We start from the raw sequence: 17,544 nt of genomic DNA, 5'->3' as shown, positions 1-17,544 counted from the left end.
TCCGGAGGGTTCCGGCCAAGCGATTGATATGAATCTATCCCGACCCCGCCACCACCGTCGATGGGGACAACTCCCCCATCGAATTGTGACGCGGTCGATTTGGTGCGTCGACTCCGTAGAGCCGGCTCGCCTACCGTTCGTGGTCCATGGTGCTTGCCACTTGCAGCTTGAACGCCTTGCCCCGACCCACCACGTAGCCCCTGCCCGGGATGAACTTGTTGTTGCTCACCCGGCCCAGCGACGTGTTCATCAAGGTGTCGCCCTCAATGTCGCCCGGGTTCATGAGCAGGCCGCGGCGGCCTGCCTTGAACAGCCCGGCGATGCTCCATGCCCCGGACCAGGTGGAGGTTTCGCCCTCGCCCACCACGAACAAGTTGGCCTTGACGGCCGCCTTGATCAGCTCAACCAGATCCATTTCCGCCTCCGAGTCGGCGAACTCGGTGACTCCCTCGATGAAGAAGGCAACGGGCTGGCTCTCGCTCTCCACCAGCTCGATGAAGCGCTGCAGTTCAGGCTCCAGCGCTCCGGCCGTCACAATGGATTCATCCCACACGTTCAGGTTCGCGATGGCCGAGCGGCGCGAGCCGAAGTATACGCGCCGGGTGCCCGGCGTCGAGCGTTTCAGTGCTTCGGCCAGCGTGACCAGGGCGGTGGTGCGTCCGGACGACGGCGGCCCGGTGAGCATGAGCGCGCCCGTGGCGTTCAGCCCTGCCGGTTCCAGGTTGAAGTCGTCCACGCCGATGACCACGTTGCCGCTGGAGGCCGCGGGCAGCACGTTCAGGTCCAGGTTTTCAGGCAGCGATTCAATCTGCGGGGCCGCCTTGATGCCTTGGCGCCGCAGCGACTCGGCCAGGCTTTCCACCTGCCGGGCCTGCAACGCCAGGTTCGAGGTGCCGCCAAAAACGGCGATCTGGACTTCGCCGCCGTCGATCATGCCGCGGCCGGGCGGGGATGCCGGGGTCAGCACGTCGCGGGGCAGTCCCAGGTTGGAGTAGTCGTCGGAGGTGGCCAGCCGGAACACGAGCAGGCGCTGCACCGAGGACGCCAACGACGCCGGAAGCGACTTCGGGCTGTCGCCGGCAATGACAATGTGCACGCCCATGGGACGGCCGTCGGTGGCGATCTGCTGCAGTGTTTCGAACTGGTTCATGCCGGTGCGGAATTCGTACAGTTCGCGGAATGTGGCCAGCCCGTCCACCATGACGATGATGCGCGGCTCGTAGGGCTTGTCGGCCAGGCGACGATATTCGGCAATGGTGCCGGCCTTGACCTGGGCAAAACTCTCGGCCCGTTCTTCAATGATCCCGCGGACGTAGCGCAGCAGCCGGCCCACGCGTTCGCTGTCTTCGGCGTTGATGATGCCGCCAACGTGCGGCAGCGCCTCGAGCATCTGTAGCCCGTTGGAGGCAGCGTCGATGCCGTACACCTGCACGGGCCCGCCGCGCGGGGTGATGGCCGCGGCGATGGCGATGGTGCGCAGCGCCGCGGACTTGCCCGAACCGCTGGCGCCCAGGATGGCCATGTTGCCGTCCTTGTCCGGCTCGAAGAACACGGTGGGCTGGGCCTGGTGCTCGGGGTCGTCCATGACGCCCAGCAGCAGTTGCTCGTCCGTGCGTTGTCCGGGCAGCTTGGAGAAATCGTAGATCTCGGACAGCTCGCTCAGCCACGGCTTGCGGGGCGGTTTGACGCCCAGTTCCACGGCAGCCAGGGAAATGTTGCCCACCACCCGGGAGATGTCGTTGGGGCCGGCCGAATCCTCCACCGGTGCCGCCGTCAGTTCCTGCTCCCACGGTGTCCCGGAGCCAAAGTCCATTTCCACGATGTCGATGCGGGGGCGCTGCGGCGTGCGGCTGGTCCAGCCGCCGGCGTAGCCGGTCTGGAAGCCCTGGATGCGCCCTGGGCCGGTTTTGGCCGCCCCGCGTCCGGGAATGGAGGGGCTGAAGTACGCCGCGGTGTCTTCGCCGAGAATGTCCCGGGAGTCGTCGACGTCGGCCATGCGCAAGGCGATGCGCATGTTGGTGTTGGCGCGCAGGCTGTCCTTGATGACGCCCGAGGGACGCTGGGTGGCAAGGATCAAATGCAGTCCCAGGGAGCGGCCGCGGGCGGCAATGTCCACCACGCCGTCCACAAACTCCGGCACTTCCTTGGCGAGGGCGGCAAACTCGTCCACCACAATGATCAACGACGGCGGGGCCTCGGGATCCGCTTCCCGCTCCATGGCGAGCAGGTCCTTGGCTTTTTTGCGGTTGAGCAGGTGCTCGCGGTGGTGCAGTTCCGCACGCAGCGACGTCAGTGCCCGGCGCACGAGATGCGGGGACAGGTCCGTCACCAGTCCCACGGTGTGCGGGAGCTGGACGCAGTCGGCAAAGGCGGCGCCGCCCTTGTAGTCCACGAACAGGAAGGAGAGCCTGTCCGGGCTGTAGGCGGCGGCCATGCCCAGCACCCAGGCTTGCAGGAACTCGGACTTGCCGGCACCGGTGGTGCCACCGACCAGGGCGTGCGGGCCTTCGGTTTTCAAGTCGAGGTACATGGGCTCTACGCCCTTGGAACCGACAAGGGCGCGCAGGGATCCTTGGTGCTTGCGATTCTTCACGGCGCGGGAGGAGACGGAGTTGTTTTCAAGCCAGCGGTCCGCGATGCCGGTGGTGCTCTCCACCAGGTCGTGCCCGGCCAGGGCCACATAGGAGACGCTGCGAGGAAGGTCGGAGTCGTCGTCCACCGGCTTGCCGGCGTCCACCACGGGGGCCAGCATGCGGGCAAGTTGGGCGGCCAGTTCGGCGCTGACGCTCTCGCAGCTGACGGGGTAGGTCAGCTGGCCCAGCCGGACCTGGCCGGTGGTGGCGGTTTCAGCCACGTGGACAAAGTCGCGGCAAGGGGCCGGCAGTGCCTCAATGGAGCCGGCCACCCACAGGATGTGCACGCCCACGTCGGCCCCGTGTTCAACCAGCCGGGTCAGCCTGGCCCGGTCAACTTTGACGTCGTCTTCAATGATGACGAGCAGGGCGGGCGTGGCCGGTTGCGGGATGTCGTGCTTGTCCGGGTCGAGTGCGCCGCGATGGGCTGCTCCATGGGCCACCATGGTGGCGCCGCGGGACAGCAGCAATTCCTCCAACGCCGCCAGCAGCACGCCTCCTGCCCCGTGGCCGGAAGCCAGATGGTCACCGGGCAGCGGGGAGTGCACCGAGCCCACGTGCGGAAGCCATTGCAGCCACTCCCAGCGTTCCTTGGACTCGGCGGAGGTGATGGCGGCGACGGCCAACTCGGCAGGGGAATGCAGCCCCGCCGCCTGCAGCACCAGGGCGCGTGCCACGTCGTCGACCACCCCGCGCGGACCGGCCACGCCGAGGGCACCGCTGGTGCGGAACTGCGCCACAACGGGCACGGCGTCAATGTCGGCGAATTCGGCCTTGATGTCCTGGATCTCGGCCATGTACTCGGGCAGCGTGTTGTTGTCATTGGGCGCCTTGACGGGGGTGCGCGAGGGTTGGCGGCCCACGCCCAGCCGCAGGGACAAAAATGACTTGTGTTCGGGCCGGTGCGTCCACATCAGCGGGCCGAGCTTGTAGATGGCGTCCACTGTTTCGGCCGTGGACGGGCTCTCGGCCAGCCGCACGGCCCGTTCCACCTGCTGGCGGGCCGTCATTTGGCGACGGAATTCCACCATCGCACCGCGGAACTGGACAATGGCGTCCCTGGTGTCGCGCTTGATATTGGCTTTTTGGTCCATGTAGCTGCCGATCATCATCAACGGCATCATGGCCATGAAGACGACGCTGAAAAGACTCTTGGTGACGGCGAACATGACGGCGCCCATGAGGATCGGGGCAACCAGCATCAGCAACGGGAAGCGTTCGCGCCGCGGTCGCTGCGGGCCGGAGGGAAGGGTTTGTTCCTCCACCTTGAAATGCGGCACCACACGTGGGGAACGGTTGAATTCCACCAGCGGGCTGCTGGGTCCGGACTGCGCCCCGCGGCCCAGGCTCACAATGGAAAGCGTGGTTTCGCCCAGGGTCACCTCGTCGTAGGAGCCCAGGACGGCGCGGGAGATTTGGGTGCCCTCCATCATGAGGCCGTTGGCGGAACCAGTGTCCGCGATTTCGATGGTGTCCCCGACGGTGATGCGGGCATGGCGCTTGGAGGTCATGGGGTCGCTGAGGCGCACGTCCACGTCAAAGTCGCGGCCCACATAGCTGGTGCCCTGTGGCAGCGCGAATTCCTGGCCCGTGTCCGGGCCGGCAACGACGCGCACTGTCGCGGCAGCCGGCCCGCGGTCCTGGTGCGGCACGGCGAAGGAGTCGCTGACCTGGGTCAACGAGACGGTGGCCCCGGGACGCAGCCCCGATTCCAGCAGGTTGCCCTCCGGCGGGAGGGTGCGTCCGCGCACGCCACCCACCATGGATTCCTCCACCAGCAGCGAGAGGTTCGCGGGTGCTTGGGCCCCCTTGCGGGAGGGATCGGCAAGGTACAGCTCCGTGGCGATGTCCCCCACCGAGGCCAGTCCGTCCACTGTGACGGCCAGGTCCTTGTCCTCCTGCGGTTCACGCCTGAGCGTCAGCCTGATCCTCATTCATGGTCCGTTCCGCGTTGCGAGTCCAGCAGGGGCAGGTCGTCGGGGGTGACAAGGTGGGAGGTGACGGAGTGCTCCACGAGGCGGGCACGCCGGTTCGTGGCGAGCTTGCCACCGCCGCCGCGCAGGCCAACCACGCCCACCCGGTCGAGTTTGTCGCACACGTTGTCGAGCTTGCGGTTGAAACGCGTGAGCGCCCAGCCAAGGCGCTTGGCTGCCTGCGCAGAGGACGGAATGGAACTAAATCCAGTCCCGCCGCGGCGCAGCATGGGCTCCGACAGGGCCACAATGAGCGCCTTCTGCGACGGGGTGAAAACCACTGGCCCAATGGTGGTTGAGCCGGCGGAGTCGTCTTCCCTGCTTTGGGACATGAACGACGGCGCGGCCACGTGGACCGAGAATTCGTACGTGGTGGGACCGGCCGTGAAAATCACGTTTGTCTGGCTGAACACCAACGGAATGCGGGCACCGGGCGCCATCCACGCCTGCATGCCCCCGGCAGCGTCGGCGATGGTGGCAGAGAGCATGGTGCCGGCATTCGTCAACCACCAAATACCGTCGTACTTGCTCACTTCAAGGAATTTCCTGTGCAGATAGGGGTTGTCGTCAACCTCTATGTCGCCTTCGCGGCCAATGCTAAAGATGGCCTCCGGCGACGGTTCGTACCATTCGCCACAAAAATCAATGGTCAGTTCAGCCATGGCGGCAGCCCCCTTGTTTGCATGCTGTTTCCGGTGGTTTCGGTGGTCCTTACGAGCACTTCTTCAGCTCCGGCGAAGTCTGGCCGTTCTTGCGCACTAGTTTCACTGAGATGCAGGACTGTTCGTTGGGCCCGTTGACAACAAAAACCCTGGTGTCGGTGGTCGGTTTCGGCACGCCCGAATCAACGGCGCTGACGGAGGCCCAGAGGTATTTGTCGCCGGCTTCCGGGTCCGGGTTGGTCCAGGACCATTCGGAACCGCCGTTCTTCGGCGCCGCCGTCAGCTCGGTGACCGGCGGCACCTCCGCGCCGATGACAAGCGCCGGCGGTGGCGTTGCTGTCTGTTCCGCCACGGTTTCCGCCTTGTCCGGGGCACCGACATTGATGAACACCACAAGGCCAACCACGACGGCGGCCGCGAGCACCAGCCCCGAGCCCAGTCCCAGCCACAAGCGTTTCTTCCCCGCAGGCGCACCTTGATCGGGCCCTGCCGATTCCCGTCCGGCCGGCACCGGCTGAAGCAGTTCCCCGCGTTGGACAGTGGAGTCCAACACAAAGTCGTGGGAACGGGTCTCCGGTCGGCGGGCAGCGGAGTCGTTCCATTCGGTGGGCGAAGCTACCTGTGAATGGCTTTTGCCAACGGTGGGCCCGCCCGCCGTATCGGTGGAACCGTTGCCGGTGGAATCGTTCTCCGTGAAGCCGTTGGCGGAGGAGCCGGGGCCATTGCCAGCGGCCGGATTCGGTGTGCCGGGCGATGCAGACGGCACCGTTTGACCGTTCCGGGTAAGACTCGTGGTGGACCCTGCAACGCCGGGAACCGTGTTGACCTGCGGCGGGCCGGAGAAGGGTGCACCCCCGTTGCCGGTCCCAGTGTTTGCACTGCCGGCAGCGGGCGCCCCCGTACCGGGCTTTCTTGGACTTGGCTGTCCCGAGCTTGTTTTCCCGGTTCCGGAGTGGGTCGGAAAGCTCGCGTTTGAGTTGCCGGCTTCGGGATCAATGGAGACAATGCTGCGCACCCGGGTGGCTTCACTGGTGTCTTCGGTGCTGGTGTCTCCGGTCCGCGGTGCGTGGGCAACCACTTCTTCCTGCACCTCAAAGGGCGTGACGGACAAGTTCAAGTCGGCCTGCACGCGCATCAACGCACGGGCAAAGTCCTTGGCCGTGCGATAGCGGGAATTGGGCGATTTGGCCATGGCCGTGGCCAAAACAAGTTCCAGCGCCTCCGGAACATCGGCCCGGCCCAACCGCGGCAGCGCCGCAGAGCCGATCCTGTCCGTCAACTGGCGCTGCGAGTTGTCGGCACCGGGAATGACAAACGGCGAATGTCCGGCCAGCAGGGTGTAGATGGTGGCGCCCAAGGCCCAAATATCGACCTTGACGCCGTCGGTGGCACCAGCTGCAAATGATTCCGGCGGCGACCACGGAATGGACATTCCACCGCCGTCGTTTTGTGCGGAGTCCACGGTGCCGGAGATGCCAAAGTCGGTCAGGGCCGGACGGTTGTAGTCGGTGACAAGCACGTTGGCAGGCTTGATGTCCCGGTGTGCAATGCCGGCCCGATGCGCCGTTTCCACGGCGGAGGCCACCTGAATACCAATCTCCAAGGCTTTGTCGGCACTGAACCTGCCCTGCCGGTACTGCATGTCAAGGCTTGGCCGGGAGCAGTATTCCATGGCCAGGTAGGAGTGCCCCGAGTCGGTGATTTCGGCTTCGAAAATGGTGACGATGTAGGGGTGGGCCGACAACTGTGCCATGAGGTTGGCCTCGGACTCGAAGCTGGCCCGTGCGCCCTCGGTCTTGAGGTCTGCCGTGAGCACCTTGACCGCTACCTTGCGCCGCGGCCTGTCCTGTTCGTACAGGTAGACATCGGAAAAACCGCCCGAACCCAGCACTGAGACAAACCTGTAGCCCGGCAGCGGAGGGGGTGCTGCCGGCGCACGCCTGGCACTCACAGCAGACCGTCGAAGAGCAGCGACACACCGTCGCCCAGTTCGGCAATGTCCCCGTTGAGCAAAATCGCTTCCTCTCCCTGGCTCAAGCGTCGCGGTGCCTGGCCCTCGCGGACCAGCACTGTGCCGTTGGTGGCCTTGAGATCCACCAACAGCACATCCCAGCCGTCGAGGCGAACTTCCACGTGCGAGCGTGAAATATCGTCGTTTCCGCTCTTGACCTGGACCAGCCGGGGCATGGCACCACCCATGACGCGGGACACGGAAGGCTGGCGGCCAATGACGAGCGAGTGGTCGAGTTCAACCACTTCACCGCTTGAAATATGCATGCTGCCCAGCCGCGGGCGGCCCACTTCACGCGGTTCGGAGTTGATGGAGGCACCGCAGTCCGAGCATTGCGAACGGCTGGGCGGGTTGGCATGTCCGTGGGGGCACATGCGTGCCAAAACCATGGGACCGGTGGGAGGACGCGATTCCAATGGCTCCTCGGCAGCTTGGGACTGCGGGTCAGTGACATCGCTGCGCATGAGCGTGTTGCCGTCATGGTCGGGATCGAAATGGGCCGGCTCGAAATGGTCGGGGTCGTTGGACTCCGATGAACGCTCATTCGTTGGTGCGAAGGACCCATTGGCCGGCGGCGCGGACACGCTGGCCGGTGATTCCAACGCGTCGGCAGACGCCGGGGCCGGCACTGCGGCTGCTGCGGTTTTCCCCCACGGGACGGAGTCGATCAGCAGGCCCGCAGGCTCCCAGCCATCCCCATGGGCTGCGACTGCTTGCTCCCCGACGGGTTGTTCCGGGTGCTGCGCCGTATCCTGTGCGGCAGGTGCACCGGAATCCTGGGGATGCCCTGCGCTGTTGCCGGCAACCGGCGGCAGGGGCGGCAGCGGTGGCATGACGGGGTCGGCACTCGGCTGGACGGGCTGGCCGTCTTCGTCAAGGCGCACGGCCGCGTCTTCAACACTCTTGGCGATGGTGGCACCGAAAAGATAGTCGTAGTTGGTGGTGAACCCTTCTTCGGCAGTTTCCAGCGCTGCTTCGGACACATGCGGGGCCGGATGGGCTGGCTGTTCTGCCTGTCCCTGCTCGTCCTGTTCCCGCGCGTGCAGTTCCGCTTCGTCCCGTTCCAAGTCTTCAGCAGCCACGCCATCAACAGCCAGGCCTTCAGGGGCCGCCTCTGCTGATTCCGGGTTGTCAGGATCCAGATCCACGGGGTCCGCTGCGACGGGCTGTTCCTCGTCGTCTGCCTGTTCGTCGTCTGCGTTCTCGGGGCGGATGGTCAGGTTCAGGTCGGTTTCAGCTCCGGCGGAAACACCCACGGGGGCCAGCTGGGCGTTCCATTCGGCATCGGCAGCCGCCGCAGCCATGGCGAAACCGGCGTACTCTTCATCGTCCGCCTCCTCGCCAGGCTGCTGCCCCGCAAAATCCTGCCCAGCCAAATTCTGGCCGGCAGGCTCTTTCGCATCGGCCAAATCTTGCTCGGCCAAATCTTGCTCGGCCAAATCCTGCCCAGCCAAATCTTGCTCGGCAAAATCCTGCCCAGTCAAATCCTGGCCGGCAGGCTCTTTCGCATCGGCCCGGTCCGCGCCGACCTGAACCCCTGCAGTTTGATCCCCGTCAAGCCGGCTGTCGGCCGGCGCGAAGATGGCAGTCTCCCGCCCCTCGCCCTGGTGCAGGGAAATGCCGTCGTGGGCAAAATCGCCGTTGCCTGCTGTTGGCGCGGCGGCCGGCGCGATGGTAGCGGACGCAAGCTGCCCGCCGTCGTGCGTGGAAGGTCCGGCAGGAACCTCGATGTCCATGCTCAACAACTGCAACGGCACTACCGCCTCGCCGACTGGCAGCAGGAGGGACTCGCCGGCCTCGGGCTCGGCCAGGGTCAGCACGAACGTCTCGGGCAGCGACAGCGAGCGCTCGCTCCAGGTGGTGACATCGCGTCCGGAGACCATGTCCTCAGCGTCCCCAGTGCGGGCCAGCAGTGTGATGTCGCCGCGCAAAATCGCGTGCAGGCGGTCGCTTTGGACCACAATGGCAAAGTCGGGCAGGCCGGTGAGCCCGGTGCCGAATTTCTCCGTGACCTCGTTCAGGACGCCGTGGATGGTGGGCTGCCGGCCAAGGAAATCCCACAGGTGGTGGACAATGGCCGGGTCGGTCTGCCCTTCCAGGACAATGACGGATCCGTTGCGTACGATTCCCAGCCAGGAACCTGTTCTGTACGTGGTGCTAACCATGATTCTCCTGGTGCAAGGGGTCTGCGGGTGTGTGGTGCTCGGCAGCAGATGGAGCGGACGGGGGCGTGGATGCTTCGGGGCTGCTGGTTGCAGGGTTCCGGACAGCTTCGGGGATGCCTTCAAGAACATCTTCCCGGGCCGGTTCCAGCGGCTGCCGGCTGGGGGTTTCCTCCGCCGCCAGCATGCGCGGCAGCGTGTTCTCTTCGGCGGACGGGGCCGACTCTTCGTTGCTGAGGGTATCCTCCCCCACCCCGCCGCTGACATTGTTGGCATCGACCACCAACACCGTGATGTTGTCCCGCCCGCCGGAGCGCAAGGCCGCCTGAATGAGCGCATCCACCGCATCCTGGGGGTGCCGCAGGGTGCCCAATACCCGGTGGATCGCGCTGTCGCCCAGCTCGCCGGAGAGACCGTCGGAGCACACAAGCATCCTGTCGCCCTCTTCCACCGGTACCAGCCAAAAGTCCGGTTCCGTGTCCGAGCCTGCACCCAGTGCGCGCGTCACCACATGGCGCCGCGGATGGGTCAACGCTTCCTCGGCGCTGATGAGACCGTTGTCCACCATCTCCTGCACTTCGGAATGGTCCACGCTGACCTGGGAAAGCTTGCCTTGGCTCAGCCGGTAGGTGCGCGAGTCGCCCACGTTGAAAACGAGCCAGTACGGCACGCCGCGTTCCTCCACCAAGACCACTCCGGTGACTGTGGTGCCGGCGCGGGCGTTGGAGATTTCACGGATTCGGGCATCGGCTTGGCGCAGGGCCTGTTGCAAGTCCGACGCCGTTGCCTCCCGGGAGCCTGCGCTCAGAAAGCTCTGGGTGCTCAAGACACTGATGCACTCGCGGCTGGCAACCTCGCCTGCCTCGTGGCCGCCCATGCCGTCGGCGACGCTGAAGAGCGGGTCGGCGGCAATGAAGGAATCCTCGTTGAGTTCCCGGCGCAGGCCCCGGTCGGTGCCAAAGCCGATACTGAGCGTGACACCCGAGTGCCGTTCGCCGGAAGCAGTTTCACCCGGGCCGTTTTCTACCGGGCCGTTTTCACCCGGCCCGCTTTCACCCGGTCCGCTTTCTACCGGGCCGCTTTCTACCGGGGTCACGGGTGGCCCACCACAAACGAGCGGTCCCCGAAGTGGACGCGGGAGCCGATTTCGGCGAGGGCGGGCGTACCGCCAACCAGCGCAGTTTCCATGCCATTGGCATCGCTGAGGGAACTGCCGTTGGTGGAATTCCGGTCAGTCACCCACAAGCCTTCAGCGCCGATGCGCACATGCAAATGTGTCTTGGACACGGATCGGCTGGAGTCCTGAACGGAGATAAGACGGGAAATCATCTCACCATCGTATCCGGCAGGGTTGCGTCCGATCAGTGCCACCGTGCCGACGTCCTCGAAGTGGCCGTCGTCAAAGTTCAGGCGCAGGACCGACTGCACGCCCACAGGACGTATCCGGGTCTCCCCTGCGGCGTCGTCGTCATGGGCTGCTTGGGGTATCGGCGGTGCCTGTTGCTGACTGTAAGTCTGTCCGGCAGGCGGCTGTCCGGCAGGCGGCTGGTCCTGCCGGAACTGCTGGCTGTGGGGCTGAGGCTGGGGATGAGCGGGTTGGGCAGGAGCAGGCTGGGCAGCGCGGGAAAAGCCCGGCACCGCGGTAATGGGGCCCTGATCCACCGGGCTCAGCGGCTGTGGGTTCCCTGCCTGGGGGTTCCCTGCCTGGGGCGACGACGGCGGCGCGAAAGGATTGCCCTGTTGCATCGGCTGGGCAGGGCCCGGCCGGCCATGCTGGCCTTGCTGGCCTTGCTCGTCGGGCATCGGTTGGGTCGGGAACGTTTGGGCGGGAGCTGTCCGGCCGGTTTGCTCCTGCTGGCAGGGCGTCGGCTGGCCGGGCTGTCCCTGCTGGCCGTGGAACTGCACCACCGCTGGCGCAAAGGGATCCGCGGCAGCCTTTCGCTTCCGTCGTCCGCCGCGAGCAGGCGGGGCTGCCGGGGCTGCTTCTCCCGGATTTTGACCGCCCTGTGTTTGACCTCCCTGCCACTGACCGCCCTGAGTTTGACCCCCCTGCCACTGACCGCCCTGAGTTTGACCCCCCTGCCACTGACCGCCCTGAGTTTGACTTCCCTGTGCTGGACGGGCGAGTGGCGAGCGCACCTCTGAAATGGTGGGCACCGCTGCCGGAACGAAGTCGGCCCGCTCGGCGATGCCGCCGGTTTCCAAGGGATTGCGGCCGGCTTTTATGTTAAAGACGAGCGTGTTGGCGACTTTGTCGTGCCAGCCCTGCTTCTTCTCATTCGCATCCCAGGTGTTGGAAATGGTCACCAGCACGGGGCCGATGATGGGAACAATGGAGCTGACAACAATAATCAACTGACGCAGGAAGATGGCCACCACACCGGCCGGATGCCCCTCCATGTTGGTGGTGCGCAGCCCAACCATGAGATTGCCGGGAGTTTTCCCCGACTTTGCCTCCCACAGCCACAGCCAAATGGCGTAACCGAGGGACAAGACGCTGGCAATGCCCAACAGGATCAGCAGCCAGGAAAAGTCCACTTGGGCAAACTCCCCCACCTGGGTGACCCTGATGAGGCTCGCACCGATTCCAGCGGCCACACCATACAAAATAGCGGGCAGAACGCCGTCGATGATCTTGGCGGCAAGCCGGCGACCGGCCCCTCCAGGGGCCAAGGCCGTTGCGGCGGCGATCCTCGGGTCAACACCCATTTGGCGCGGCGCCACCAATGGTTGGGTAGACGAGGTGCCCACGGAAACGATGCCTGGAAGGGATCCGTGGCCTCCACCCGGGCGACCGGAAGAAGTGCCCGCGGAGCTCCCGGAAACCGCATGGCTCCCCGAAGGTGCAGAGTTTCCCAAAGGCACCGAAGCAGCCGCCGGGGACGCCGCGCGGTTTGTCACCGTGGTCCCGCACAAAGTGCAGAAGGCAGCACCCTGTGCCAGTGCCGCCCCGCAGTTCCGGCAGGGATCCGCCACTTTTTGCGCCATTTGCTTAGTACCCTTCTTAGGACTTCTTCATCATCCGGGTCAGTTTGGCGCGTATCGCCATTCCGCCCGGTTCATTGCCGGCACCGGCGTTGCCTGCACCAGTATTTCCTGCACCGGTATTTCCTGCACTGCTGTTCGCTTGGTCGCCGGCCCGCAAATTGCGGTCGCGAGCCTTGGTCCGGGCCCGCGCCTTCATGTCTGCCAGCAGCGACCTCGGGGAGAACTTTGCCCGCTGCCGCTTCCAGAATCCTACCGAATCGCCCATGCCCTTGACGGATTGGTCCACGTTTTCCCAATAACTGGCAACGTCCTCTTCGCTGGGTTGGCCGGGGCCGAAGATGGCGGCGTCGGCGCGCTCGGCGAGCAACACCGTCGTGCTTTGGCTGGCGGGGAAGGCGCTGGTGAGCGAAACGGCACTCTCCCTCCGGGTCCCCTTGCCGTCGACGCCGGCGCCGAGGTCCGTGGCCAGGCTAAGCACCTCGGACCAACCGCCGCCCACCCGGTCGCTGGGCATACCCGTGGTAAGGCGCCTCTTCCGCCGACGTGTTTTCAGCACCACCACGAGGATCAACGGCAGGGCGATAATAAGGATCGGAATGGCTGCCACTCCCACGATCATCAAGATGGTGCCAAAGATGCCGGCCTGCTCGTCCTTTTTGCCGTCAGTGTCGAGGGCGTCGGGTGCACTGTCCGGGGGCAGTTCGGCCGGTTCCTGCGGCGGGGGCGGAGGCTGGAGGACCTGCGGTTTCGGCTTTGACGCATTTTGCGGCTCAGGCGGGTTCGGCACATGGTCCTTGTCCGGCGTCGGGAAGAACGGAACCCAACCCTGTCCGGCGAAGTTCACTTCAACCCAGGCATGGACGTCCGCTCCCTTGATTTTCACGTCCTGCGCACCATTGGCAGGGTCCTTCTCATCAAGGTAGAAGCCCATGACCACGCGTGCGGGAATACCCAGGTGGCGGGCCATCAGCACCATGGCGGTGGCGTACTGCTCGTCGTCGCCCACCATCTCCTTGCCGCTGAGCAGCTTGGTGATGCGCGCGGCACTGTGGCCCGAGTTGGAGGGCGTCTGCCCGTCAAGACCGTTGCTGAACTTGCCTTCGCGCTGCAGTGCCCCCTCCAACGCCTGGACCTTCTTCAGCGGGGTGTCCGCCTCGCCCACAATCTCGTTGGCCTTGGTGGCAACAACCTGCGGCACATTATCCAGCTTGGGCAGGCGCACGGAGCCAAAGTCGGAGCCGGCCAACTTGTTTGCCTCAACGGTGGGGAACTGCACGTCCATGGAGTACGAATCGCCCTTGGCCACGCTTTCAAGATTCAGCGCCGTGCCGGATTCCGTGTTCAGGTACAGCGTCGGGGTCTCCCCCTGGGCGCTTTCATAGCTAAGGCTGTGCGCCACGGAGAGGCTGGGAATCCAGACGCCCGTGTAGCCGTCGATGACCAGCCCGACGTCGGACCCGGCGCCCTCCCCGCCCTGGTTCAGCGACTTGGGATCGCCGATCGGTGCGAAGGAGGCCGAGCTGTTGGGGTCCACGTTGAACACGACGCCGTCGTAGTTGTCCATGGCCGCCACGCGCACGCGGCCGTTCTTGGGCAGGCCCGAAACGTCGAAGAGGACGGTGTCCTTTTCATTCTTGACGTAATCCCGGAACTTGGTCAGCGGCGACGGGAGTTCATGCAAATCCGGGGGCGGAATCACGGTGTCGCGCAGCACCTCGCGACTCGCACTTGAGGTCAAGACGGGCGCGGCCGCCATGGTGACGGCGCCGGCCACCAGAATGACCCCGGCGGCCATCCCGATCCGGCGCAGAAAAGCTGTCCGTGCACTGTCCTTGTCCTGAACCTGCTGATTGGCGGAAATGGCGCCTGCCATTTCCCGGCGCAGCAGTTCATGCCGGTAGGCCAGCCACGCGATGGCGACAATTGCCAGCAGCGATCCGCGCAGGACGGGCAGGAAGAGCTCGGCCGTGCCAAAAAGGATGGCCGTGGCGAAGAAGGCCACCACCGGAAGCACTGCCCAATACGCGCTGCGCAGCCGCCATGCCAAGGTACCGGCACCCACGGCCGCCAGGAAGGCGGCAAGATACGGAACCACAAGGACATCAACACTTGTCCCCACCGGTGCGGCAAGGGTCAATATCTGCTTCCAGGACAGCATGATGCCCAGCAGCAAGCCGCGCAGGGAGGACAGGCCGGGGATAAACCCAAGGATGGCCTCGTGGCTTGCGGCCAAGGCGCTGCCAAAGAGCATGTACACCATGAAGGCCAGCCCCACCATGGTGATGAGGCCCAGCCGCCAGTGCGCACCCAAGGCCGCCACGCCAAGGCCCAGCACAATGCCGCCAAAGCCGGCCACCAGGTAGAGGGGGTCGTGGCCGAAAGTGGGGCCAAACCCCAGGACGCCGATGCCGAGCAGGACGGCCAGCACACCGGCGTCAATCAAGAAGTGCCACCAGAGGCGTCCGCCGCTGAAGGCGGAAGGGCCGCGCGGTGCTGCGGCGGACTTTTCCTGCGGCTGTGCTGCCGCGCTCCTGCGGGCGCTCATGCGACAGCCTTTCTCAGTACGAGGGCCAGATCATCAAGGTCGCCCAGCGTCAGGACGGTCAGATCGGCAATGTTGGCACGTCCCGCGTGCGCCCCCGTGTAGCAACGCACGGCAAAGGCGCGGACGCCAGGCGGCACCGCGGCGGCCGCACTGCGCAGCTGGGCCGGTGTCACCTTCGAACCGACCACAAGGAACACCACCGAGGCGTTGGGGACGGCGTCGGAGAGGGTGCGGGCCAAGTCAACGGTGGTGCCGCGGCGGTTGAAGCCCTGCACTCGGGTCATGTCGTCGAGGAGGTTCTTGCCTGTTTCACAGTGCATGGGCCCGCGCTGGGTCAGGACGCTCAGCTCGCGGTTTTCCTTGATGGCCTGGCGGCCCAGCGAGGCCGCGGCCGAAATCGCCAACTCGAAATCGTCGTCGTGCTCGTATTCATCGGTGTTGATCGACAGGGCGACAGCCATGTGGGAGCGGCGCGTCTCGTCGAATTGGCGCACCATGAGCTTGCCGGTGCGTGCGGTGGTTTTCCAGTGGATGTGGCGGCGGTCGTCGCCCGGAACATAGTCGCGCAAGGCATGGAAGGCGATGTCCGAGCTGGACAGGTCACGGGTGGTCAGGCCCTCGAGGTCCTTCAGGAATCCTGCGGCGGGCCCGTCAAGGGAGGTGGTGCGGGGGTGCACATAAAGATCGGTGGGATCGGTCCACAACAGCTGGCGGCGCAGCAAGTGCAGGGGGTCCGCGCGCACGGAACGCACGGGGCCCACGGTGATGACGGCGCGGCGGGTGGTGGGGATGGTGAAAAGATCCTCGTGAATTTCGCCGGTCTTCATGCGCGGCAGGTGAAACAGCGCAGTGGCCTGGCCCACGGGAAGTTCGACGGCGGCCGGCAGCACGGTGCGTGCGGAGGTGTTGGCGACGGCGATGCTGCCCACGGCGTTGTCGCCCACGGCGACGCGGGTGCGGGCAAGATCCAGCTTCACCGCATACATGGACTTGCCCAGGATGAAGGCGATGGCAATCAGCAACAGCACCACGGCCAGCAGGCCTGCCACCTTGGCTTCCTGCCAGCCAAAGGCGACACCCAGGATCCACAGCACCAGCGCCGCGCCAAGGACCACGAAGCCCAGGGTGCTGATGGTTGCCAGGCCGGGCGCAATGTAGCGGCGGCACCAAGCCGTGACTTTGGACCACACGGGCCCCACATAAATTTTGGCGACCGCACCCGCTTCACGCCACAAGGACGCGGGGTGCAGGCGTGTGGGTGTTCCTTCGCGGTGGAAGGGCCGGGAGAGGACGTTCCCGACCTTTTCCGCGCTGGATTTGATGCTCATGCTAAACCTTTGCCTGAATGTGCTGTTGCCGAACTGGCGTTTTTGCCGTGCTGCCGTGCTGCCGTGCCTAAACCACCGTGCGGTGACGCCTAGACCTTGCAGTGACGCCTAAACAGAGGCCCGCTGCTGGGGTGCTGCCACTTCGGCCAAGACGCGTGCCAGGACCACCTCGGGGGTGGCGCCGGCGAATTCAGCTTCCGGATCCATGACGAAACGGTGCGTCCACACGTAGGGCGCGAGCTCTTTCACGTCGTCGGGCAGGACGTAGTTGCGTCCCTTCGATGCGGCCCAGACCTTGGCGAGGCGCACCATGGCGATGGCACCGCGGACGGAAACGCCCAAGCGGGTTTCCGAAGCGCTGCGGGTTTCTTCGCACAGGCGGGAAATGTACTCCAGCACGGCCGCATCGGTGTGCGTGGTGGCGGCAAGGTCGGCCATCTCGGAGACTGCCTGGGGTGTGATGATCGCCTGCAGCGTCGAGGTCCTGTCACGCTGGCTGGCACCGGAGAGCAGCTGCACGGTGGAGGCGTGGTCCGGGTAGCCAATGGAGGTCTTGACAAGGAAGCGGTCCAGCTGGGCTTCCGGGAGGCGGTAGGTGCCGGCCTGTTCAATGGGGTTCTGGGTGGCCAGCACCATGAACGGGCGGCCCGTCTCATACGTGGTGCCGTCCATGGTCACCCGGGATTCTTCCATGACTTCCAGCAGTGCGGACTGGGTCTTGGGCGAGGCCCGGTTGATCTCATCCGCCAACACGATGGTTGCGAAGATGGGTCCCTTGTGGAATTCGAATTCCTGGGATTTCTGGTCGTAGATCATGACGCCGGTGACGTCGGAGGGCAACAGGTCGGGGGTGAACTGGATGCGCGAGTTGGTGCCCTTGACCGTCGCCGAAATCGCCCTGGCCAGCATGGTCTTGCCCGTGCCGGGAGCATCCTCAAACAGGACATGGCCTTCGGCAAGCATGGCGGACAGCGTCAGGCTGATGACGTGGGATTTGCCCAAGATCGCCTGGCCCACGTTGGCCACCAGTTTTTCAAACGTTCCTGCAAACCACGTGGCCTGTTCCGGCGTCATGGACATAGTTCATCCTCTTTCAGTCGTGTTGCCGTGTGCACCGCACACGGCAAACCTGCATTAGTTTATCCAGTAGTTGGTGTTACTTGCCATTAGGGGGCGCGAACGCTGCCAGCCGACGATGCCACAGGCCATCTCATCCGCCCGCTGCACGAACAACCCGTTGTC

Annotated in this window: 9 protein-coding genes; all 9 read right to left on the bottom strand. The window is 65.3% G+C overall.

Annotation, left to right across the window (positions count from 1 at the left end; genetic code table 11):
* Positions 1–130 precede the first annotated feature (130 nt).
* Positions 131–4,567 carry a type VII secretion EssC family protein gene (locus QMG25_RS14190; RefSeq protein ID WP_283461291.1) on the bottom strand — a complete coding sequence of 1,479 codons (4,437 nt, stop codon included), beginning with the start codon at positions 4,565–4,567 and terminating at the stop codon, positions 131–133.
* Positions 4,564–5,268, bottom strand: coding sequence for an FHA domain-containing protein (locus QMG25_RS14185; protein ID WP_283461290.1), 705 nt, complete (start codon positions 5,266–5,268; stop codon positions 4,564–4,566). Before QMG25_RS14185 ends, QMG25_RS14190 begins: the two co-directional genes overlap by 4 nt.
* Positions 5,269–5,317: 49 nt before the next feature.
* Positions 5,318–7,219, bottom strand: coding sequence for a serine/threonine protein kinase (locus QMG25_RS14180; protein ID WP_283461289.1), 1,902 nt, complete (start codon positions 7,217–7,219; stop codon positions 5,318–5,320).
* Positions 7,216–9,444: an FHA domain-containing protein gene (locus QMG25_RS14175; RefSeq protein WP_283461288.1), complete on the bottom strand. Its 2,229-nt coding sequence runs from the start codon at positions 9,442–9,444 to the stop codon at positions 7,216–7,218. Before QMG25_RS14175 ends, QMG25_RS14180 begins: the two co-directional genes overlap by 4 nt.
* Entirely contained in the window at positions 9,437–10,537 is a 1,101-nt protein-coding gene (locus tag QMG25_RS14170; protein ID WP_502866414.1) for a PP2C family protein-serine/threonine phosphatase, read from the bottom strand. Before QMG25_RS14170 ends, QMG25_RS14175 begins: the two co-directional genes overlap by 8 nt.
* Positions 10,534–12,192: an RDD family protein gene (locus QMG25_RS14165; protein WP_283461287.1), complete on the bottom strand. Its 1,659-nt coding sequence runs from the start codon at positions 12,190–12,192 to the stop codon at positions 10,534–10,536. Before QMG25_RS14165 ends, QMG25_RS14170 begins: the two co-directional genes overlap by 4 nt.
* 253 nt (positions 12,193–12,445) lie before the next feature.
* Positions 12,446–14,974, bottom strand: coding sequence for a transglutaminaseTgpA domain-containing protein (locus tag QMG25_RS14160; RefSeq protein ID WP_283461286.1), 2,529 nt, complete (start codon positions 14,972–14,974; stop codon positions 12,446–12,448).
* Positions 14,971–16,302, bottom strand: a complete 1,332-nt coding sequence (locus QMG25_RS14155; protein WP_283461285.1) for a DUF58 domain-containing protein — start codon at positions 16,300–16,302, stop codon at positions 14,971–14,973. Before QMG25_RS14155 ends, QMG25_RS14160 begins: the two co-directional genes overlap by 4 nt.
* Positions 16,303–16,410: 108 nt before the next feature.
* Entirely contained in the window at positions 16,411–17,382 is a 972-nt protein-coding gene (locus QMG25_RS14150; RefSeq protein WP_283461284.1) for an AAA family ATPase, read from the bottom strand.
* Positions 17,383–17,544 lie beyond the last annotated feature (162 nt).

This window comes from Arthrobacter sp. H35-D1, assembly GCF_030063185.1.
GTDB lineage: Bacteria > Actinomycetota > Actinomycetes > Actinomycetales > Micrococcaceae > Specibacter.
This window is presented reverse-complemented; position numbering and strand designations above follow the sequence as displayed.